19 protein-coding genes are annotated in these 22,038 nt (G+C 40.7%); 13 read left to right on the top strand and 6 right to left on the bottom strand.

Annotated features, from left to right (window positions below; all coding sequences use genetic code 11):
* Window positions 1–42: 42 nt before the first annotated feature.
* The gene (locus ACQ76V_RS12000; RefSeq protein ID WP_441000744.1) at window positions 43–648 is read right to left on the bottom strand and encodes a nitroreductase family protein; all 606 of its coding nucleotides are present in this window, start codon (window positions 646–648) and stop codon (window positions 43–45) included.
* A gap of 133 nt (window positions 649–781) precedes the next feature.
* Between ACQ76V_RS12000 and ACQ76V_RS11995 the strand changes: the two genes are divergently transcribed.
* Complete coding sequence (locus tag ACQ76V_RS11995) at window positions 782–1,450, top strand: FAD-binding oxidoreductase (protein WP_441000743.1); 669 nt, start codon at window positions 782–784, stop codon at window positions 1,448–1,450.
* 116 nt (window positions 1,451–1,566) lie between these two features.
* On the opposite strand, the gene ACQ76V_RS11990 is transcribed toward ACQ76V_RS11995, so the two are convergent.
* Complete coding sequence (locus ACQ76V_RS11990) at window positions 1,567–3,744, bottom strand: BspA family leucine-rich repeat surface protein (RefSeq protein ID WP_441000742.1); 2,178 nt, start codon at window positions 3,742–3,744, stop codon at window positions 1,567–1,569.
* Between the two features lie 296 nt (window positions 3,745–4,040).
* Here ACQ76V_RS11990 and ACQ76V_RS11985 point away from each other — a divergent pair, with 296 nt between their 5' ends.
* Window positions 4,041–4,442 (top strand): hypothetical protein, encoded by a 402-nt coding sequence (locus ACQ76V_RS11985; protein WP_441000741.1) that lies wholly within the window; start codon window positions 4,041–4,043, stop codon window positions 4,440–4,442.
* A 40-nt stretch (window positions 4,443–4,482) separates the two neighbouring features.
* On the opposite strand, the gene queA is transcribed toward ACQ76V_RS11985, so the two are convergent.
* Window positions 4,483–5,484: a tRNA preQ1(34) S-adenosylmethionine ribosyltransferase-isomerase QueA gene (gene queA / locus ACQ76V_RS11980; protein ID WP_441000740.1), complete on the bottom strand. Its 1,002-nt coding sequence runs from the start codon at window positions 5,482–5,484 to the stop codon at window positions 4,483–4,485.
* Window positions 5,485–5,619: 135 nt separating this feature from the next.
* A complete protein-coding gene (dinB, locus tag ACQ76V_RS11975; RefSeq protein WP_441000739.1) occupies window positions 5,620–6,708 on the bottom strand; it encodes a DNA polymerase IV in 1,089 nt (362 codons plus the stop codon).
* A gap of 131 nt (window positions 6,709–6,839) precedes the next feature.
* Here dinB and ACQ76V_RS11970 point away from each other — a divergent pair, with 131 nt between their 5' ends.
* From ACQ76V_RS11970 to ACQ76V_RS11950, 5 genes are all read left to right on the top strand, one after another.
* Window positions 6,840–7,103, top strand: coding sequence for a GlsB/YeaQ/YmgE family stress response membrane protein (locus ACQ76V_RS11970; protein WP_441000738.1), 264 nt, complete (start codon window positions 6,840–6,842; stop codon window positions 7,101–7,103).
* Between the two features lie 226 nt (window positions 7,104–7,329).
* Window positions 7,330–8,064 carry a hypothetical protein gene (locus ACQ76V_RS11965; protein ID WP_441000737.1) on the top strand — a complete coding sequence of 245 codons (735 nt, stop codon included), beginning with the start codon at window positions 7,330–7,332 and terminating at the stop codon, window positions 8,062–8,064.
* Between the two features lie 105 nt (window positions 8,065–8,169).
* Window positions 8,170–8,697, top strand: coding sequence for a 2'-5' RNA ligase family protein (locus ACQ76V_RS11960; RefSeq protein WP_441000736.1), 528 nt, complete (start codon window positions 8,170–8,172; stop codon window positions 8,695–8,697).
* A gap of 95 nt (window positions 8,698–8,792) precedes the next feature.
* Window positions 8,793–10,196 carry a Glu/Leu/Phe/Val family dehydrogenase gene (locus tag ACQ76V_RS11955; RefSeq protein ID WP_441000735.1) on the top strand — a complete coding sequence of 468 codons (1,404 nt, stop codon included), beginning with the start codon at window positions 8,793–8,795 and terminating at the stop codon, window positions 10,194–10,196.
* A 125-nt stretch (window positions 10,197–10,321) separates the two neighbouring features.
* Window positions 10,322–11,812: a sodium/proline symporter gene (locus tag ACQ76V_RS11950; protein WP_441000734.1), complete on the top strand. Its 1,491-nt coding sequence runs from the start codon at window positions 10,322–10,324 to the stop codon at window positions 11,810–11,812.
* 9 nt (window positions 11,813–11,821) lie between these two features.
* On the opposite strand, the gene ACQ76V_RS11945 is transcribed toward ACQ76V_RS11950, so the two are convergent.
* The gene (locus tag ACQ76V_RS11945; protein WP_441000733.1) at window positions 11,822–13,399 is read right to left on the bottom strand and encodes a hypothetical protein; all 1,578 of its coding nucleotides are present in this window, start codon (window positions 13,397–13,399) and stop codon (window positions 11,822–11,824) included.
* A gap of 337 nt (window positions 13,400–13,736) precedes the next feature.
* On the opposite strand from ACQ76V_RS11945, the gene ACQ76V_RS11940 reads away from it, so the two are divergent.
* From ACQ76V_RS11940 to ACQ76V_RS11920, 5 genes are all read left to right on the top strand, one after another.
* Window positions 13,737–14,333, top strand: a complete 597-nt coding sequence (locus ACQ76V_RS11940; RefSeq protein ID WP_441000732.1) for a penicillin-binding protein activator LpoB — start codon at window positions 13,737–13,739, stop codon at window positions 14,331–14,333.
* 179 nt (window positions 14,334–14,512) lie between these two features.
* Window positions 14,513–15,835: a hypothetical protein gene (locus tag ACQ76V_RS11935; protein ID WP_441000731.1), complete on the top strand. Its 1,323-nt coding sequence runs from the start codon at window positions 14,513–14,515 to the stop codon at window positions 15,833–15,835.
* 4 nt (window positions 15,836–15,839) lie between these two features.
* A complete protein-coding gene (locus ACQ76V_RS11930; RefSeq protein WP_441000730.1) occupies window positions 15,840–16,907 on the top strand; it encodes an LPP20 family lipoprotein in 1,068 nt (355 codons plus the stop codon).
* Window positions 16,908–17,059: 152 nt separating this feature from the next.
* Window positions 17,060–17,650 (top strand): LPP20 family lipoprotein, encoded by a 591-nt coding sequence (locus tag ACQ76V_RS11925; protein ID WP_441000729.1) that lies wholly within the window; start codon window positions 17,060–17,062, stop codon window positions 17,648–17,650.
* Between the two features lie 180 nt (window positions 17,651–17,830).
* Window positions 17,831–19,015 (top strand): murein transglycosylase domain-containing protein, encoded by a 1,185-nt coding sequence (locus tag ACQ76V_RS11920; RefSeq protein ID WP_441000728.1) that lies wholly within the window; start codon window positions 17,831–17,833, stop codon window positions 19,013–19,015.
* Window positions 19,016–19,056: 41 nt separating this feature from the next.
* Here ACQ76V_RS11920 and ACQ76V_RS11915 read toward each other — a convergent pair whose 3' ends face one another.
* A complete protein-coding gene (locus ACQ76V_RS11915) occupies window positions 19,057–19,914 on the bottom strand; it encodes a hypothetical protein (protein WP_441000727.1) in 858 nt (285 codons plus the stop codon).
* A 178-nt stretch (window positions 19,915–20,092) separates the two neighbouring features.
* Here ACQ76V_RS11915 and glgB point away from each other — a divergent pair, with 178 nt between their 5' ends.
* Window positions 20,093–21,958, top strand: coding sequence for a 1,4-alpha-glucan branching protein GlgB (gene glgB, locus ACQ76V_RS11910; protein ID WP_441000726.1), 1,866 nt, complete (start codon window positions 20,093–20,095; stop codon window positions 21,956–21,958).
* Window positions 21,959–22,038: the final 80 nt, after the last annotated feature.

The raw sequence follows: 22,038 nt of genomic DNA, 5'->3' as shown, positions 1-22,038 counted from the left end.
CTGCTGACCAAATTTCGGTCAGCAGCTTTTTTAAGTAGTTTTTTATTGATCCCATTTGCCGTCGTAGATAATTTCGTCCAGATCTTTGCGGATGCGTGGCGAGGTTTCCTGTTTCTTTAATTTATCATTTAGTGATTCGGGATCGTCCTTATAACCGATGGCAAACATCGTCATGGGCTTATAGTCCTCGGATATTTCGTATAGCTCACGGGCTCTTTGGGGTAATATGCCGGCCATTTGATGCACATATAAATTATGCCGGGTGGCTTCAAAAGTTAAATGAGCAATGGCCTGTCCCAAATCGTGTTCGGCATGGGGATTGTCTCGGCCATCCAAATCAAAAGTTGTTTTGGTAAGTGCCAGTACCAGTACGGGGGCATCCATGGCCCAGCTTTGGTTAAACTCATTCATCACGGAAGCTAATTTTTCATAGGCCTCCTGATCTTCTTTACGGGCAATGATAAAACGCCATGGCTGTTCGTTGTATGATGAAGGAGCCCAGCGTGCGGCTTCAAAAAGTTGGTTTAACAGTTTGCTATCAATCGCTTTTTCTGAAAAGGCTCTGGGACTCCATCTCTTTTGTAAGAGTTTATGAATGGGATAATCGGTATCGGCTAATTTTATCGGTTGTTCTTCGGTACTATACATTGGTTTGGATGATTGATTGTTTTTCGTGAATGATTTAAACAGTTCTCAGCCTTTTCTAATTCCGGATATTTTGAATGGTTAAAGCTGGAAAATCATTTTTTTAGGGAATGTTAATCTAAAGAGAATCAGAACTATGGCTGAGAAAGTTGAGATTTTAAATATCGACGATATTACCCACGATGTAAGAGCGTATACTTTTGAACGTCCCGATGGCTATTCCTTTACTCCCGGGCAGGCTACAGAAGTGGCTATCGACAAAGAGGGCTGGCGCGAAGAAAAACGCCCATTTACGTTTACAAATCTGCAGGATGATCATCTGGAGTTTGTGATCAAGAGTTATCCGGATCATAAGGGGGTAACCGAACAAATTGCTCGGCTTGAAGAGGGCGATCAATTTATTATTGATGATGCCTGGGGTACCATTGAGTATAAAGGAGAAGGTGTTTTTCTGGCAGGTGGTGCCGGGGTTACGCCTTTTATTGCTATTTTGCGTGACCTATACGATAACAATGAGATTGGTTCAAATACGCTCATCTTTTCGAATAAGACAGAGAATGATATCATCCTGAGGGATGAGTTTGAAGAGATGCTGGGCGACCGGTTCATGAATATTATTACGGATGAGTCCACTGATGAGTATATCAACCTGGATGGCTTTATTGATAAGGAATTTTTGGCCGATCAGATTGATGATTTTGATCAGCCTTTTTACGTATGTGGCCCTCCGGCTTTTAATGATGTAATGATCAAATATCTTAAAGAGTTGGGCGCTAATCCCGATGCATTGGTCTTTGAGGAATAGCCACTCCAGTCCCAGATTTTTAGTGATGCCATTTACTGAGGCCGGGAGCGATTAGCTCTTTAGTAAAGATAATTGTTTCGGTAGAATAGTCGGCAATTTAATTTCAGGCTAATTTATTATGGGCACGTCCCCCATAATGGTCTGTGACTGCTGGTTAAGGGGCTCCCTGAGGAAAATCCATCAGGATAAGAACTAATATTGGTAACGCACCAACCGCTCAGGTCTTGGTCGAAAGAAGCCGCTCCGGAAAACATATAGCGCATGCTGGTTGCACTGCTTACATCCCAGTTGCCGATGTTCCTGTTAAACGATTCCGCTTCTTGAAACATATAATCCATGGGACCCACGTTACCTACGTCCCAATCCCGGAGGTCGCCATTAAAAGCAGTGGCCCTGCTAAACATTCCATCCATAGCTGTCACGCTGCTCACATCCCAACTGTTGAGATTTTGGTTAAAGGATTCTGCGGAGGTAAACATATAATCCATATAGATGACGTTGGCTACATTCCAGTTGTTTATGTCTCCGTTAAATAATATGGCTTGGCTAAACATGCCGCGCATATTTGTTACACTACTTACATCCCAACTGCTGATATCCCCGTTAAAGGAGGCCGCTTGACGAAATATGTGAACCATGTTGGTGACATTGCTCACATTCCAGTTATTTAAGTCTTGGTTGAAGGCATTGGCCGCATCGAACATGCCTTCCATAACTGTTGCATTACCTACATTCCAACTGTTGAGGTTTCCGTTAAAGGAGTTGGCTTTAGCGAACATGAAACTCATGTCGGTTACGTTGCTCACATCCCAATAGTCGATTTCGCCGGCAAAAGAGGTGGCATCAAAAAACGTCCCCCTCATATCCTTTACGCTACTTACATCCCAGCTGCTTATGTCGCCATTAAAAGAAGAGGCTCCGTTAAACATGAAACGGGTACTGGTTAATCCACTGGTGCAGGTTGTTTCTGCATTGGAGGGGGTAATCTGCGATTTAGTTCGCTTGGTATAAGTAATGTCATTTACCGTGCCACTATCCCCTGTTTGGGCATTCTCACATTTAATGGTGACTCCGTTTGAAGCTAAATAAAAGAGCGGTTGATTTTGCTCTATAAAGACAACTGTTACGTCTTTTTGGTTATCAATAGTAAGTTGAACGGGATTATCAGTTCCGGTGATATCGCCCTGCCACTTCTCAAAACTCCATCCCGAAGAAGGAGAAGCAGTGAGGCCGACCGTAGTACCATATTCGTATTCCTGGCGGTCAGGATTTTTTAGAATGACTCCTTGCCCTATTGTGTTTAAGGTGAGCGAGAAGGTTTTTTTCTGAAAAACTGCTGTTACCAATTTCGGGTCATCCACTGTAATTTGAATGGGATTATCAATAGCCGTCACATCTCCTTGCCATTCTACAAATTGCCAACCTTCCGCTGGATTGGCGGTCAATTGCACCGTCGTTCCATGTTCGTAACTGGTAGCCTTAGCTTGAATAACTTCCTCGGATACTGCGCCTTCACCTGTTGTATTAATGGTCAAGTCGTAGGACTTCTTCTCAAATACGGCCGTTACTTCTTTTGGATTGTCGACAGTAATTTGAGCAGGATTTTCCGAACCCGTGATATCTCCTGTCCACTTAACAAACTGCCATCCCTCGGCAGGGGTGGCGGTGAGCCGGACTTGGGTGCCATGATCATAGCTTTTAGCCTGTACAACTTCCTCAGCTACTGATCCTTCTCCCTGAGTATTGATCGTTAATTCGTAGGATTTCTTTTCAAAGATCGCTGTTACGTCCTTGGGATCGTCCACGGTAAGCTGTTGCGGATTTTGGCTACCGGTCACAGCGCCTTCCCATTCTACAAACTTCCACCCTGTTGCGGGATTAGCTGAAAGTTCTACTACTGTACCATGTTCATAGTCTTTGCTCTTATTCTCTATTACCTGTTCATCCACTGTCCCTTCTCCCACGGTAGTTATGGTGAGGGCATATTCTTTCTTTTCAAAGATCGCCTCAATATCCTTATCTGAATCAACGGTAATGGCAGCCGTGCTATTTGTGCCAGTGAAGTCTCCGCTCCACGCTACAAAACGCCAGCCTTCATTAGGGGTGGCAGAGATTTCTTGGGTACTGCCTTCTTCATATTCTCCATCGGCGGGACTTACGCTACCCCCTTCAGCCGGGGATGAGCTAAGCGTTATTTGATATAGCGTAGTAGAACTGGTATCCGTAGAAGTGGATTCACAGCTAAAAAACAGTAACCCGCCTAAGAGTGTGGCGATAAGTAATGATTTGTTCAAAATGGATGATTTAATTTCTATTTGTGGGTAAATGTGAAACTTGTCTCGTACTATTAGTGATATACGTTGCATGAATGAGAGAAGGCTCAATTATTTTTCAAACCTTACAAATACGTTCAGAAAATTTAGGGGGAGGCACAGATATAGCTGTACTGCTTGATAAGCGAATATTTCGGAAAACAACAATTTCTTGTTCTTTTCACCGTCTGATAATTTGCCGTTGCCGAAAATAAACGATATCCTGTGAGACTGTGTTAAAAACATGAAGTAATTCTAAACCAAAGTATTTGTAAATTATGAAGTTAGTCGACCCTAACGGAAATGAAGTGACAAGTAAAGAGAATGCTGATGCCAAAGAGCTGGAAAAGCAGATGTCTAAGAAGATTGAAGCCCTGCTTGAACCGGTCATGAATAAGATTAAGCTTTCCGGCGCGCAAGTGCCCCAGCAACAGCTTATGCAATTGAGTTCTGCAGCTCAACAGATGCTGCACAATCGCATGATTTATAACCTGTTGCAAAAAGTAGGCATTGAAGATCTCGACGAAGTGCTTTCCGAAGATGATGTTGAGGAGCTTTCAACCTCGTTGAAAAACCAAGTTAAAATGGTTGACGGTGATGAAGCGCAAAATGCTCAACAGCAGATGAAGCAGAAAATGCAAGAGATGCAACAGCAGCAACAAAATGATCCCGAAGCGTAAGCTTGTTAGTTGTTTTTGCTTCAGGATCTGAATTCTTTGATTATAATATCAGCATGGCGTCGCCAAAGGAGTAGAATCGATACTCCTCATCGATGGCATGCTGATATATTTTTTTCATTTCTTCATAGCCGGTAAAGGCTGCTACCAACATCAATAAGGTACTTTTCGGCAGGTGAAAATTAGTGATTAAAGCATCCGTTGCCTTGAATGTAAAACCGGGGCGGATAAAGATATCGGTATCCATTCTCGTTGAAGTAAACTCATCATGCTCTCTAAGTGCTGATTCCAGTACCCGAACGCTGGTGGTCCCTACGGCCGTAATATGATCAGCCTTATTCAATTGATTTGCGGTGTTTTTGGAGATATTGAACCATTCCGAATGCATGGTGTGATTCTCAATTCTATCAGCCTTGACAGGAGCAAAGGTGCCTAATCCCACATGTAGGGTTACTTCTGTCTGACTGATCCCCTGCTTTTTTATCTTGGAAAGAAGTTCATCCGTAAAATGAAGTCCCGCCGTAGGTGCGGCTTTGCTGCCTAAATCATCGGCATAAACGGTCTGGTATTTTTCTGAGAGTGATTCGTTTTGTTCTATATATGGAGGAAAGGGGGTGTGCCTGTGGTTATTGTAAACGGGATCATTGAGCGAAGGGGTTAATTTTAATGTTCGCAGTCCTTCCTCATCAATATCTAAGACTTCAGCTGAAATGCTCTTGGTCAGCTGCACCGTTTTGCCCTCTTTAAATTTTTTGCCCGGACGTACCATCGCCTTAACGGTAGTGTTATTTGCAGTATTAAGGATAAATATCTCTTTCTTCCCCTCGTCAAAAAGAAGACGACATTTTTCAACTTTGCTGTTGTTGAGGACCAGCGTAGTGTTTTTAGGCAAATACTTATGGATATTGTAAAACCGTTCATCCTTGATGGTTTTGTTTTCGCGATCATATACGAGTAGTCTCGAATGGTCGCGGGGGTCAGCCGGCTTTTGGGCGATAAACTCATCAGGGAGCTCATAATCAAAGTCGGAAAGGGTGTAACTCATCAGAAAGTGATTTTAACTGCGTATTTTGGCGGATTAAAACGGGTTATTTTCAGCTGTTAAAGATAAGGAAAAATAATGGGTATCAAGAGTGGGAAAGTGGGTTAAATGCCAGGATAAACCTTTGTACATTTAGGGCTACTTTTCAAAAGGAATTTCCAGTTGCTCAAAAATACCCCTTTCGTTGAGGTTTAGATTTGACAGCGTAATACCGAGCAGGCGCACTTTTCGTTGTCCGACCTCTGTTTCTTCGAGCAGTGAAATGGCGGTGTCGGCAATGTCATCGGCATCATCGACATAGTGACTAAAAGAAGTACTTCGGGTGATGGTCTCAAAGTCATCATACCGTACCTTGAGTGTCACCGTCTTCCCTGCGGCATTTTTGGATTGCATGCGCTCAGCAATTTTTTCTGCAAGTTCCTTCAAAAAATTATTGATCCAGCCCAGGTCCTCTACATCATCAGAAAACGTCCGTTCTTTGCCAATAGATTTTCGGATGCGGTGGGTCTTTACATGCCGGTTGTCAACCCCGCGAACGATACGATAATAATGACGTCCGGTTTTGCCAAACTCGTTGACCAGATCAATTTCCGACCACTCCTTTAAATCTTTTCCCGTGTGAATGCCCAGTGAATTCATTTTGGATTCGGTTGCTTCCCCGATTCCATGAAATTCGCCAATTTCCAGCTTTTCCAGGAAGTCTTCAGCATCTTCGGGTAAAATCACTGCAAGTCCATCGGGTTTATCAAGATCTGAGGCTACCTTAGCCAGAAATTTATTATGCGCAACCCCGGCCGATGCGGTAAGACGTGTTTTTTCCTTAATGCGTTTGCGGATCTTTTTAGCGATGAGGGTTGCCGAAGGCAAATTGATATGATTCTCAGTGACATCAAGGTAGGCCTCGTCCAGCGAAAGCGGCTCAACGAGGTCCGTAAACTCAAAAAAGATTTCTCGAATCTGCTCCGATACTTTTCGATAAACCTCGAAGCGGGGTTTCACAAAGATAGCCTGTGGACAAAGCCGCACAGCTTTTGCGGCGGGCATGGCTGAGTGGACGCCATATTTTCGTACTTCGTAGCTGGCTGCCGCAACGACTCCGCGTCCTTCGGGAGAACCTCCCACAATAAGAGGCTTTCCTCGATATTCGGGAAAATCGCGCTGCTCAACAGATGCATAAAAGGCATCCATATCAATATGAATTATTTTGCGAATATCGGAGTCATCCATGGAACAGCAATTGAAAGTATGCTAAGTAATATAGGTATTCGGGGAAATCTATTGTAAAAATATCAGTTCCAAAATCGATGAAAAAAGTATATTTTTTGTGCAAATCATCTCAAAATAAAATATATGACGAAATGGAAGAATTAAATGGGACTATGATATTTTGGCTCATTTCTATTGGAATGGTTGCCGGAGCACTTATCAAGGTAAGTATCTGGAAACAGGGGGTTGAGCTTATACCCAATCTTATTGCCGGGGTTATTGGCGCTGTAGTTGTGGGGAGCATAGCCATATTTATTAACTTGCCCGGAAGTTTAGTCTTTGGCTTTTTAGGAAGTTTAGTAGTGCTTTTTATTTTGAACGTTTTTTATTTGCAATCTGATGAGGATCACGCTTAACAGGTGTCGTTATAGTATTAAAGAATATGACCCTGAATGGGTTAATTTCTGAGATGTGTTGGATTCTTATCCAAATTTTTTTTAATTAGCAACAGGGATTGTGATGAGTTGTACTGGGGTTCTGGTTTCGGCCAGAACCCTTTTTTTATTTCAGGTTGGTGTAACTTCTGTTTTCAGGTGTCGTGCAAAAACGTAATTGTCCGTTGTATCATAGCCTGAATAAAATATGAGTACTCAACAAAGCCCGTCTTTTAAGCAGATTAAGGAGTTAAATGATCAGTTTGACCAACAGCTGAAGGAGTTTGATAAAAAACATGTTTCCGAATCGTTCTCTTTATGGAAGAGAATACTCTTTAAGATATTTCTTAGTTTAATAGGTTTAGTCCTTCCTTTTTTTCTTCTTGTTAGAACTTCAGTCCTTATATACCAAAACTACCAAACAAACGGATGGTTGGCTCTATTGGCCGGGTGTTTGGCTACGGTTGTATTATTATTAGCCTATGGGGGTATCTTCATCTATAAATTTGGGATGGGCCAAAGGGCTTTCACGTATATTTTTCGCGGCATTGTTGTACTGGTAATTGCGTATACGTTTTATGGGGTTCTGTATTATTCGAGCCTAAATACGAAGACCGAAGAAATTCATTCCTATTATCAATCCTTGCACCCTATAATGCGAGTAGCTTTAACAACAGTCACCCTTGCTGATAGCGATATAATGGTAACAGGTATACAGCGCCATCCAGAAGACTACCATCAGCTGGGCCTTACAAAGAACGATGATTCTCTGCATTATCTACAGTCCACCGGATATGTACATGCTGTTGATTTACGTACAAAAAGTCGGCCAACGTGGAAAAATTGGTTGTTTGAGAATTCTTTTAAACTTCTTGGGTTATCAACTATGCGCCATGTAGGTACAGCGGATCATTTGCATGTTTATCTTCCGCCAAATACGTAGAAAACTGTTATTAAAATTAATTACAGGGTTTTAAAATGATTAGGTTACTGTATATTATCACAACAAACAATAAATCAATATTGAGGGTGATAAATACTCATCGTTATGGAGAAGTCTGCAACATATTCGCTATGGTTGGAACCGACCGGAGAAACAGCTTATAAATTACAGCAACGGATTAAGGAGCTCAGTAAAAAACACGACACACCGGTATTTTCGCCACACGTAACACTGCTTGGAGGGTTAACGGCATCCCAAACAGAACTTGTGGCACTGACCAACACATTGGCGTCATCAGTTAAACCATTTGATTTAAAACTTTCAAAAGCCGGTTATCTTGATACGTATTACCAATCATTATTTATTCATGTAGCACAGAACGAAGGGCTTACTCATCTGCATGAAAATGCTTGCCGGTTATTTGATTGCCCGGATGCCTATAAGGATGAATATATGCCACATCTTAGTTTGATCTATGGAGATTTAACCCGGGAGCAGAAAGAGAAAATTCTCAACAATATCGGACGGGAGTTTTACATTCAATTTACCGTAAAAAAAATAATGTTGCTGCATACCGATGGAATGCCAAATCAATGGAAAAAAATACATACGGCTATGTTTAAACAGGGGTAATAAATGTTGACACTCTGTAATAATATTGCGATTGTCGATCTAAGAAATTGAAAAAAATATATTTTGAAATATTACATCAGTTAAACTCCGATTTTATGTCCGATTATAAATTTTTTGCCCAAGTAAATAGAGCGTTCGACAGAGCAGCAAAATATTCTAAATTTGATCAGGGGCTGCTTGATCAAATTAAAATATGCAACAATGTGTACCACATTACCTTTCCCCTTGAGCGCGATGATGGTTCTATAGAAGTTATTCATGGTTGGCGGGTAGAGCACAGCCATCACAAATTACCCACCAAAGGCGGAATTCGGTTTAGTACGACTGTTAACGAAGATGAAACCATGGCTTTGGCAGCGCTAATGACGTATAAATGTGCTGTTGTTGATGTCCCCTTTGGAGGAGCTAAAGGAGGGATCAAAATTGATAAAACTCGCTTTTCGGACGACGAGATTGAACGTATTACTCGTCGCTATACGTATGAATTGATAAAAAAGGATTTTTTAGGGCCCGGATCTGATGTCCCTGCTCCGGACTACGGTACCGGTGCTCGTGAAATGGGATGGATTTTAGATACTTACCGGCAGCTAAAATCTGACATTAATGCCGAAGCATGTGTGACAGGAAAACCTATCCCACAGGGTGGCGTGCGGGGCCGAACCGAAGCAACCGGACGCGGGGTGTATTTCGGTATTCGAGAAGCATGTGAGAATAAGCAGGATATGGAAGATTTAGGATTGGAACCGGGGTTGGAAGGTAAGACCTTTGTTGTTCAGGGACTTGGGAATGTAGGATATCATGCCGCCCAGAATTTGATTCAGGGTGGTGCCATTTTGGTTGGAGTGGCAGAAATTGAAGGTTCCATTTATGACTCTGAAGGCATAGATCTGGAAAAATTGATGGAGTATCGTGAGGATACGGGTTCAATTTTAGGGTTTGGTGATACCAAAGAGTTAGAAAGTAATACAAAGGTTTTGGAGGCCGAATGTGATATTTTGGTACCGGCTGCGCTTGAAAATCAGATTAATGAAAAAAATGCACCTGATATTAAAGCAAAAATTGTTGGTGAAGCGGCTAACGGTCCAACAACGGATAAGGCTCATGAAATTTTAAAAGAAAAGGGAGCTCTTATCATACCGGATAGTTATCTAAATGCCGGAGGGGTAACAGTATCCTATTTTGAATGGTTGAAAAACCTATCACACGTCCGATTTGGACGCATGGAAAAACGGTTTGAGGAAAGCAGTTATCGGAAAATTTTAAATGTTATTGAAAATATATCCGACAGGAAATTTTCAGAAGCTGAAATGGGGATACTTGCCCAAGGAGCTGATGAGAAAGATTTGGTTGATTCCGGTCTCGAAGAGACGATGATCAATTCTTATAACGAATTAAACGAGCTGCGTAAAACGCATGATATCGATTTGCGCACTGCGGCATTTTTAAATGCCATTAACAAGGTGGGTATTATTTACAACCAAATGGGTATTTTCCCATGATTCATAGTTGATACGATTGCAATAGCTGTTAATTATGACTTCATTTTATTTGATAATGTTTGTTGTGCCGCTGTTGGTTATCGGTTTGGCAGTGGCACTTTCTTATCGCATAAAATTCCGCGACAATGGATGAAACGCAAGCTATTTCAATTGCGGTAAATGAATATGCTGTTGGAGCATTTATCGGATATCTGTTATTGCTTGTGGGCATTGGTATATATTCTTCCCGCTTTTCTTCGGAAGGGATCAGCGAGTTTTTTATCGGGGGACGCCAGATTAATCGGTTTGTTGTGGCCTTGTCGGCGGTGGTATCTGGTCGGAGTGCATGGCTGTTGGTGGGCGTAACGGGTATGGCCTATACCCAGGGGGCTTCGGCAGTTTGGGCAGTAATGGGTTACGTGATTGTTGAGCTGTTTCTTTTTCTGTATTACGCCCGAAGGCTTCGCAATTTCTCAGAAACATATAACTGTATAACCGTTCCCGACTTTTTTGCCGAGCGATTTAATGATAAGAATGGCTATCTGCGTATTGCACTGGTTGTTGTATTTCTAATATTCATGGTCAGTTATGTTTCTGCACAATTTGTGGCAGGCGGCAAGGCTTTTGCATCAAGCTTTGGGCTTTCGCAAACAAATGGCATTATTCTCACGGCTATCATTATTATGGGATATACGGTACTCGGTGGCTTTTTAGCAGTCAGCCTGACCGATATGTTCCAAGCTATCTTTATGGTTTTTGCATTGGTGGTGCTTCCTTTTATTGCTATTTGGGATATGGGAGGATTGTCCCAAGTTTTATCACAACTAAATAGCATGGAGGCAGGGTTTATAGATCCCCTGGCTATTGGTTTTGGCGGACTGTTGGGCTTCTTGGGTATTGGTCTTGGATCTCCGGGGAATCCGCATATTCTTTCCCGTTATATGTCTATTGATGACCCTAAACAATTGCGGTGGTCGGCTGTAATAGGGACCATATGGAATGTTCTTATGGGATGGGGGGCAATCTTTATCGGCTTGGCGGGACGAGTTTATTTTCCGGAAATAGAATTACTGCCGGGTGCAGATTCAGAAAATCTCTATCCTGCGTTGGCACAAGAGCACTTGCATCCCATAATTTTTGGGGTGGTGGTCGCTTCCATCTTTGCGGCTATCATGTCCACAGCAGATTCTCAGCTTTTGGTAGCGGCATCTTCGGTGGTTCGCGATTTGTATGATAAGATTATAACGAAGGGGCAAAAGATTTCTCAAAAAACACTCGTAAAATACAGTCGGATTGTGGTAGTAACGTTGGTGGCAATTGCACTAATATTCAGCTTGGTTGCTCAAGTGTTGGTTTTTTGGCTGGTATTATTTGCATGGGCAGGATTGGGAGCTTCTATTGGCCCTACTTCCATATTAGCACTTTACTGGAAAGGGACAACACGCAAAGGCATTTTCGCCGGATTGATTACCGGAACCGTGGTGACAATTGTGTGGTACTATATTCCCGTATTAAAAGAGAATCTTTATGAGCTGATTCCGGCATTTGGGTTAAGTTTATTGGCAACATGGCTGGTAAGCAGAATTACGCAAAAGCCCCAAAATATTGAAGAGGCTTTTGTAGAATTTGAAAAGTAAATAGTTGCCTTAACGATCAAATACTTCAGACGGTTGCATGCCGCGGTAATCCGGCATAATCATCCCGGCATCAGCGCCAAAGTATGTGGGATCTGAAACATAATAACGTTTCCCATTATGGATAACAGGGTTGTTAATGCGTTCACCACTTGGTTCTTCATCGGGAAAGTGAACAGCCAGGGTTAAATGGCCAGGATATCGCACTACGATATAATCGAGATCGGTCAGTTTATCAAGCAGATAGCCAAGCATAATTGCGCGGTCATCACAGTCCGATGCCGGGTAGTAAAGCGTTTCTACAGGGAACATCTTTTTTTCAGTATTGAACTGCTCAGTATCGGTTTGATAATCAAAGGAGCGCTGCGTAAAACGGAGTAATAGGTTTACCTGTTCGAGTGTAGATTTTCCCTCTAAAAGAGGTTTCAAAGATTTGACTAACTGAGAATGAGACTCATTATTATCTATTTGACTACTGAAATATAAGTCCAAATCAGCTTGAGGGTAGTTCTTAAAATAGTTGACAGATTGAATGTTAACAGGAATGTTGATTGAATAAGAGGAGTCCCTGAAGGTAAATTCTAACGTTCGTTGCTTCTGTTCTTGATCGAGTATTGGTAGTCCTTTGAAAAGAAGATTGAGGGGGTGTTCTTCTTTTTGGGTATGCTTGCCTTTATAGGTATAAAAACTTTCGGGAAGAGTTGGATGATGATCGCCTAATTGAATGTCATAATATTTTGAACCATCCATAGTTAACGACTTTCGGAAAACGTGCGGAGTGGCTTTAACTAAAAGATGAACCTTATGGTTTTTATAAGCCAACTTGGTCCCAAATCCGGATTGTGTTAGCATAAACCATGTAAATAATGTAGCCTCATTGCTCTTTGCTCCATAAATTTGAGTGCCGATGTTATGTAGTAACTGGGCATATCCGAAATCATTTAACGACAGTTCGGTACGAACCTGCTGAATCTGATTCAGAAAAGAAGGATAATCTTTTGTACTTAGGTGCTTCCAAAATTCAGCAATAGCTTCTCGGTTTATCGGCTTTTCTAAATCTTTTTCATAGGCTGCATAATATTTGTAGCTGATAGGGATACCAAAATATTGCAACTGCTTGGAACGAACTTCCGCTTTATCAATATTGGGGTCAAATTTTGTGGTTAGGCCTTTAGAGGGCTTAAAAGATTCGGATTTAGCCTTAAGCTCCCGATCTGTTTCAGTTTTTATTTGTTTCTCTTTCTTCGATTCAGAAGTACTTTGTTTATTTTCTTTTTGAGGTTGTTCCGTTTCCGGAGATTGCTGATTACTTTTGAGTTGGGGCTCTTTCGCTTTTGGATCGTTTTCTTCCTTTGGTTTTTTAGGTGTGGGATCCGGTGAGGCGGGTTCTTTAACAACAGGGATTGTTTTGGGCTTTGGTTTTTCATAGAAATCCGGGCTATGCTCCGACTTATAGTCTTCCCACTCTTTTTGTAGCATCTCATAGAATTCCCTGTCGTACTTATTTTGAAATTCCTGGAATTCCTGAAGATAGTTCTCTTTCCACTCTTCAAAGTCTTGGGCTTGTGCATCATTGAATGATATACCCATGACCACGAACAAGGAGATTAATATAGAACAGAAAATATTTTTAATGGTGTATTTGACCATAACTTAAATCTCTCGGGTTAGATGAATTACTTTGATAAATGGTAACATCAAAGTAGGAAAGTTACAAACATTTGAGTTTTAGTTTAGTGGGTTTTTGACAACCAAATAATTATATAGTTAGATTGTTTTGCAAAAGAAAATAAGGTGTTTTCGAAAAAAATAGTTGGAACTTTGCACAAAAAGATTTTCCATTTGAAATGTTTTCTGAAAAATAGCATGTTCAATGGTGTTAAAATAAAGCGGGGTAAATCATAAATAAACTTAAGAGAGTCGACCTATGAGCTTTTCAAGAATTATTTTAAGTACGTTAATTGTAGCATTTCTTTTTGGGGGATGTGGACCTTCACAAAGTGTACAAAGAGTGGATCCTGGTTCACAATCGGATCTGTCAGGCAAATGGAATGATACCGATGCTCGAATGGTGGCTGAGGACATGACGTCTGATATTCTTTCAGCTGCGTGGTTGCAGAATGTGGATTCACCGGTGTTAATTGTAGGAAATATCAGGAATAATACCACCGAACATATACGCACGGATATTTTTATTAAAGAAATGGAGCGTGCTATTGTTAACAGCCAGAAAGTGGAGATTGTTGCCGACCCCGATCAACGTAATCAGATTCGAGCTGAGCGCGACGATCAACAGCAACATGCATCATACGAATCTGCAGCTTCACTTGCTCAAGAAATGGGGGCAGACTATATGTTGGTGGGTAATATAGAGGCCAACATTGATAAGAATTTAGATGGCACCCAAGCTGCCAAGTTTTATACTGTCAATCTTGAATTGATTAATGTTGAATCTAATAGAAAGGCTTGGATAGGTAACAAAAAAATCAAGAAGATGATTGAGCGAAGTAAAGTAAAATGGTGATTCGTTAAAGCTTTTTTCGTAGAGCAATTTGGATTTTTTTTGACGGGTTTGAACACCTGTTTAGGGATTAGAGAGATTAATAGAAGTTCGTTGGTTAAATAAAACATGACAGGTTAGGGGTGCGACATTAACCTGCTCGGGTTAATTAATTACAAGGTTCATTACATGAGGGTCAGTTTATGTTTAATAAACAAATAGCAAGAGGGATAGTATTATTGGTTTTTGCTGGACTTATAACAGGATGTGGTTCGCAAAAATTGATGAATGGTCAAAAACAGATGCGATCGTCTTTTCAGTCAGGTGAGTATGAAAAAGCCGATCATATTGCCGATAGTTTAAAGGAAAATGATATTTATGAGGCTAAAGATCGTGTGCTTTATGCTCTGGAGAAAGGAACGATCAATTATTTTAAAGGGGATTATGAGCAGAGTGTGGAATCCTATACTAATGCAGAAGAATATATTGACCAGTTCTTCTCGAAAAGTGTAAAGACGGGTATTGGGGCATTTATAAGTAACGATACTCAGCTAAATTATAACGGTGAAGTTTATGAGGATGTGTATCTCAATGCATTTAAGAGCTTGGGATATCTAAAAATGAATAACTTCGAGAGTGCTTTGGTTGAGGCTCGGCGCATTGCTCAAAAACTTTCTGAAGCAGAACAGAAATATGGAGAATATGCCAGTGCCATGGCCGAATCTGATACCACAGAAAAGGATATAACTTGGGAAGCAGGCACGTCAAATATTCACGATAGCCCATTGAGTCACTATCTGGCCGGTGCATTATATGCTAAAGCTGGTGAGCAAGATGGTGCGCGAATCGAAATGGATAAATTGAAAAAAGCCATCAATAATCATCAAGCTATGCCAGATTCAAAGCTGGAGTTTGATTCTACCTTCACCAGGGTTCAGGATCCGGATCAGTATAATACAATGGTCATGGCTTTCTGTGGCAAAGCCCCCGATAAGGTAGATAATAGTATCAATACTGATATAAATAGAGATGGGAAAGGCGTAAAAATTGCTATTCCCAAGTTGGTGATGCAACCGTCGAATGTGGCCGCTATTGAGGCAGTAATAAATGATACGATGAGTATTGAATTAAAAATTATCGAAGAAATGGATAAGGTGGCTCGAGAAACATTTAAGATTAAAAAGCCGATTATTGTTGCAAGAGCTACTATCAGAGGGGTTTTGAAGTCTGCAGCACAGGAAGGAGTATCGGATGCAGTGGAAGATGAATTTGGTTCGGTAGCCGGTGATGTGGCCAGTTTTATTGGAGGTAAGGCGCGAGAAGCTTCAGAGCAGGCTGATCTGCGCGGATGGCAAACTATGCCGGCTAATATTTATACAAATGTAATTAAGCTTCCGGCCGGGGAACATGATGTAACATTTAACTATTATTCGGCAGAGCGCGAATTGCTATATTCAGAGGCACGAAATATTAATATCGGTGAACAAGAACGTTTAGAACCGGTAGCATCAATATATTCTAACTAAAAAAGTGGATTCAACTGTATTTATGGGATGTAATAATATTGGTCATCAATTATTTCTGATAGCGGGTATCGTTTTACTTGTATTTACGTATGGGTGTTCGGCAACAGCCGAGGCCCAAAGTTCGGGCTTGCCAGCCTGGGTTGATAATCCTGCGGAACAATATAGTGAGAACCAATTTTTAATGGCGGTTGGCTCTTCACCTACAAGAGAGGGAGCCCGAACCCAGGCACAATCAAATTTAGCCCAAATTTTTGTGTCTGAAGTTGAAGTGAACGAGTCTTACGTCAATGAATTTGAGGAAATAACAGACTCTGAGGAAGGGACGTCAACCCGCGAGAATACCAATTTAATTACCCAGTCTCAGGTTAACTCGGATCAACAGATGAGGAATGTAGAAATTAAAGAAGTGCATCAGGCTTCAGATGGAACATTCTATGCTCTTGCTGCAATGGACCGTTTGGAAACTTCACAGTTGTATAGTAGAGAGATTAAGAATAATCAAGATAAGATTAATACGCTGCGAAAAAATGCATCACAGACAAATAGTCGTTTAAATCGGTTGATATATTTGAAGCAAGCATTGGCAGCAGCAAGAGTTAATGATATGCTAATTAACCAGCGAGCTATTCTTTCTGGACAGGCTGCACAGGGCGAAGTAGCCTTGTCAGAAATCACGCAAGAATATCGAGATGCAAAACAAGCGTGCACCGTTAAGCTGATAAAAGATGGAAAAGTTCCCAGAGAAGTTCAGTCTGATATCACCAGAAAATTGCAGAATGAAGGCTTTGAGGTAGCCAATAACGCGGATGATCCGGTGATTGAAATGAATGTCAATTTAATGATGGAGCCGGTTGATCTGAATCGTCCCAAATATGAATTTATCCAATGGGCATTACAGATTGAAGCTCAAAACAAAGAGAACGGGCAATGGTTTAGCACTTATATGGCAGAGGGGCGTGAAGGAAGCATGAATGAAAAGTATGCACGGCAAAGAGCAGTTCAGGCAGTTCAAGAAAAATTGTCCTCAGAGTTTACAGGCTTTATTAACAATGAACTATTATCTGTAGAGTAAGCGAACCTGATAGGCTTGTTATATCAAATAAATGTGACTTGTTGATAAATTTTTTTTAACTAATGGCTTAATTTAGTAACCACTTTTTTAAAAAAAAGTTCATCAATATGGACTTAGTTAATTACATCATCTAATATAAAATAGGGATCATTATGAAAATACGTATACTACTCACTTTTTTAGTAGCTGGATTTTTAGTTGTAGGTTGCAGTAGCTCGGAGCCGGCAACAGATAATTCGGGAAGCGATTTACCAAGTTGGTACACGAATCCACCCAGTAGTGATAACGAATATATCTATGCGATTGGAGAGGGTACATCTTCTCGCAGAAGCATGGCCAGAAAGCAGGCACTACAAAATGGTCGAGCAGCGCTTACGTTAAAGCTTGAGTCTGAGGTAAGTGCTATGCAGAAGAATTTTGCAGAAGAGACAACATCAGGTACTAACAGTAATTATAGCGAAGTATTTACTGATGTTTCTAAATCAGTAGGTCAACAAACGTTGCGCGGTGTAGATGTTGATAGAAGCAAGTTTTATCAGCGCGATAATAACACCAAGCATGAAGTGCTTATGTTGGTACGCCTACCTGTAGGTGAAGCAGCAAATGCCTTGAATCAAGCGCTCGAAAACACCTTGTCAAAAGACGAAGAGATGTATACCAAGTTTAAGGCTTCTAAAGGCTTTGAAGAGATGAAGAATTCAATTGATGAAATGAAAAATGGCGATATGCCATCTGAGCAATAAGGTATAGGTTGAATATTAATCACATTACATAAATTACCCCAACCCGGACTAACCGGGTTGGGTATTTCTTTTCTGTAGTGGCAGAGTAACAGAACTTTGTTATTTCCATCCGCATTGGATGTATTAATTTCAATTTCAGGGAGAGTAAAAGATATGTTTAGAGAAAATAGATCTCATCGTATGGATAGGTATCTAACCGCAATTCTATTTTTTGTATTTGGTGCAGGGATTTCTTGCGGTTTTGCACAAGATAGTTTTGAGGATTATAAAGAACAGTATCAGCAGGGATATCAACAGTATTTGGAAGAAATTGAAAATGGGGTGGCAAGCTCTGATGAGGCTTATGAGAACTATCGTGAGGCCTATGAAAAGGAGTATAAAGCGTTTAGAGAAGAAATGTTGAAGAAATGGGGTGATTTTGAGGAGCGTTCCAAAAAGAAGTGGGTTGAATACAAAGAAAATGGAAACCTGCGTATTTCAACAGATTTTGAAAAAGGGAATGGCCAGGTTGAAGCAATTGCAGACAGTAAAGAAGAAGCTGAACAACTCAAAGAAAAAATGCCCGAAAAGGTTTCTGGGGCAATGCAATCAAAAGGCACCCGAGAAGGGTTTGAAACAGAAAATGTGCCTAACAAAGAGGTTACAAAAGAACCGGTGTTGGAAGATCAGCTGGATAAATCCGAAGATCAGACCGTAGATGAGTATGCCAAAGAAGTTGCTGAAAAGAATACTAAAACCAAAGAGGTACAGGGTGAGGATGGTGAAACACGCTATGTCGTGTATGTAGACTTTGAGCTTTCTGATGATCACCTGCAAAAAAGAGCTGAAAAGGTTGAGGATTTTGTATACAAATTCTCACGGGAACATAATATAGATCCTGCTCTTGTATTTGCAATCATTCATGTTGAGTCTCATTTTAATCCTACCGCTGCCTCTCATGCGAATGCTTATGGATTAATGCAGTTAGTGCCTTCAACAGGCGGACGCGATGCCTACCGAAGAATTTTTAATGAGGACGGTATTCCTACCAAAGAATTTTTGTTTCAGCCGGACAATAACATTCAGATGGGGACGACTTTTATAGATATCATGAGCTCGAATTATTTTGATCGGGCTGAAGATCAGACCACTCGGGAATACCTTATGATCTGTGCATATAACACCGGTGCCGGAAATGTTGCTGTTGCCTATACAGGTAATACAAATTTATCAAAAGCATTTTCAAAAATTAACAGTATGTCACCAGAACAGAATTATAAGCATCTGCGTGAAAACTTAGAATATGCTGAGGCCCGAAATTATCTCAAGAAGGTGACAACACAGCGTGATAGGTACAGCCAATGGAAGCGGAAAGTAGAAGAGTAAGATTGGTTTTAAATTTCATTTAAAGATGGAAGCTGAAAATTCTACTCTTCTAAAAGCATTTTAATTTCATTGGGATCTATAGCCAACTCTACCTTAAAGCTATCAGCATCAAAAGATCTATTAATGGCTTTAATGCGTTGGAAGGCATAGACAGTGGAAAAGTTGTAATAGCGCCGTTGCACATTATTTTTTGAGTAGGTTTCATTGGTTACTTTTACTGCAAGATCTTCGGCCAAATTACGTAATGCTTTTTGTTTAGCTTTGGTGATGCTCATGTTCCAGTTGCTATTTATTCTGGGTGTTGCTCCCATAGTACGAATCCATTGATCTGGTTGGGATGAAACTGCTGTTTTGTTTGTTATGGAGTCATGTACAGTTTTGAATTTTCTGCTCGGATAGATCAAAGAATCTGGAAGGCTGATTTTGGGTTCAACCAACAAGAAAGCTTGCCCCTTCCATCTTGCAGAATCAACAACAGAAACTTGCGTACTGTCTAAAAAATTTCGAATAGCATAGTTAGATCGCTTGTGAAGGGGACCGCGACCTATTTGATAGCCATAATGATATACAAGTAATGAGTGGTTGGCGTTAAGGTCTTGTACGGCATACTCAAAAGCTTTATTCCAAGATTTTTCAGGATTGAATTGAGAATAATCTGCAATTCCAATCCCCTGTATTTTTTTGCTATTACCGTTGAACATCCAATCTTTAGCACTTGCAGCTATATTTTTTTCATTATGTTGCGTCTGCGCATTTAAAGATGTGAAAAACAGAAAGAAAAACAGCATAACCAATCCAAACAACAAAAGAAGGTACTGATAAGATTGAATATTCGAAGCAGAAAATTTAGCTAATTTTAAATGTTTTTTGGCTAAGCCTGATATAATATAAGAACGCATTGATACGAATATTGACTGTCCCTTAAAGCATATTTAAAATCTATTGATGATAAAAAAAACAACCAACCGACTACATCCCATAATTAGTGAATAAATTACGGTGTTGTTATTTCGTCTATTTTGCTTTACCTATATTGTCTAATAGATTTAGTTTAATAATACCCTAACCTCCAAAAAATTGAAAACTATTTTAACAGACAAAGAAAAAAAGTCTTGGCAGGAAGGCCACCAACATAGGGCTTATAATTTTATGGGATCCAACTTTAGTGAAGAAGGGGCTTACTTTGCTGTTTGGGCACCTAATGCCCATAGTGTAAGTGTTGTTGGTGAATTTAATGATTGGGATGGGCGAAAAAACCCCATGGAGAAAGATGAAGCCACGGGTATTTGGACGACCTTTATTCGCGATATGGAGCATTGGGCTTTGTATAAATATGAATTGAAAACAGCCGAGGACGCCCCGCCATTCTTAAAATCAGATCCATATGCTTATGCAATGGAAGTTCGCCCTAAAACAGCTTCGCTGGTATATGACTTGTCGGATTATCATTGGGATGATGAGGGCTGGATGCAGAACCGGGAACGTCGGCAATCATTTCAACAACCCATATCAATTTATGAAGTACATTTGGCATCATGGAAAAGAAAAGGAGAAAATAATGATGAATATTTGACCTACCGGGAGTTAGCACATGATTTGGTACCCTATGTGAAGGATTGCGGGTTTACGCATATCGAGCTGATGCCTATTGCTGAGCATCCTTATGACCCATCCTGGGGATATCAAATTACCGGCTATTACGCGCCTACCAGTCGCTTGGGCGATCCTAAAGATTTCATGTACTTTGTTGATGAATGTCATAAAAACGGTATTGGAGTAATAATGGACTGGGTGCCCGGGCATTTTCCCAAGGATGAGCAAGGGCTGCAAATGTTTGACAGCACGCCTTTATACGAATATGAAGATCCTAAAAAGAGAGAACAGAAAGATTGGGGGACCTATATTTTTGACTACGGCAAAGAGGGCGTGCGAAACTTTTTATTATCGAATGCTCATTATTGGTGCGATAAATACCATATTGATGGACTGCGCGTAGATGCAGTGGCTTCAATGCTGTACTTGGATTATTCAAAAGAGCACGGGGAATGGACACCAAACCAATATGGCGGTAATGAGCATTTGGAAGCCATACAGTTCATAAAGGATTTTAATAAGATGATCCACCGTGAATTTCCGGGGATACTTACCTTTGCTGAGGAGTCTACATCCTGGCCTGGAGTAACAACACCAGTGCATAATGATGGGCTTGGTTTTGATTACAAATGGAATATGGGTTGGATGAATGATACGCTGGAATACATTCAAAAAGATCCCGAGCAGCGAAAAAATGACCCCAATAAGATTACTTTTCCGATGATGTATAACTATTCGGAAAATTTTACGCTCCCCTTTTCGCACGATGAGGTGGTGCATCTTAAAAAACCGCTTGTCTGGAAAAGTACAGGCAATGAAAAGGAACAATTTTCAAATCTGCGCTTGTTATTTACCTACTTTTTCGGGCACCCCGGAAAGAAGCTATTATTTATGGGAGGGGAATTTGCTGAGACCAGTGAATGGGCTGAAGATCGACCGCTTCACTGGTATTTGTTAGACCACAAGCGTCACCAAGGGGTTAAAAAACTGGTAGATGATCTAAACCTTTTGTACAAGCAGGAGGAGTCACTATACGAGTTGGATAAGGATGCGGATGGTTTTGAATGGATAGCCTTGGGGAAACAGTTACCATCGGTTTTTTCTTTTTTAAGAAAGGCAAAGAATCCTTCAAATCACCTTTTATTTATCTTGAATTTTTCTGATCAAAAGATATCTGATTATTCGGTTGGGCCTTTCAAAGGAGAGCAATATCGCATTGTTTTTAATAGTGAGTCGGAATATTACGGGGGCACCAATGAGGGTGGTCATTATGGATTGGGAGAAGAACAACATGTTTGGATGGAGCCTTATTCTGCATTGATATTGAAGCCGGAGGGAGAACTTGATTAAAACTTCTTTCCGTTCATAATACGCTCATGAAATATGCACGGATGGCAGATTCCGTAGAATAAAGGCGGTAAAAGATTTTA

This window comes from Fodinibius sp. SL11, assembly GCF_052060035.1.
Classification (GTDB): domain Bacteria; phylum Bacteroidota; class Rhodothermia; order Balneolales; family Balneolaceae; genus Fodinibius.
Note: the sequence above shows the minus strand (reverse complement) of the source record. Positions and strands in the feature narration are given on the sequence as shown.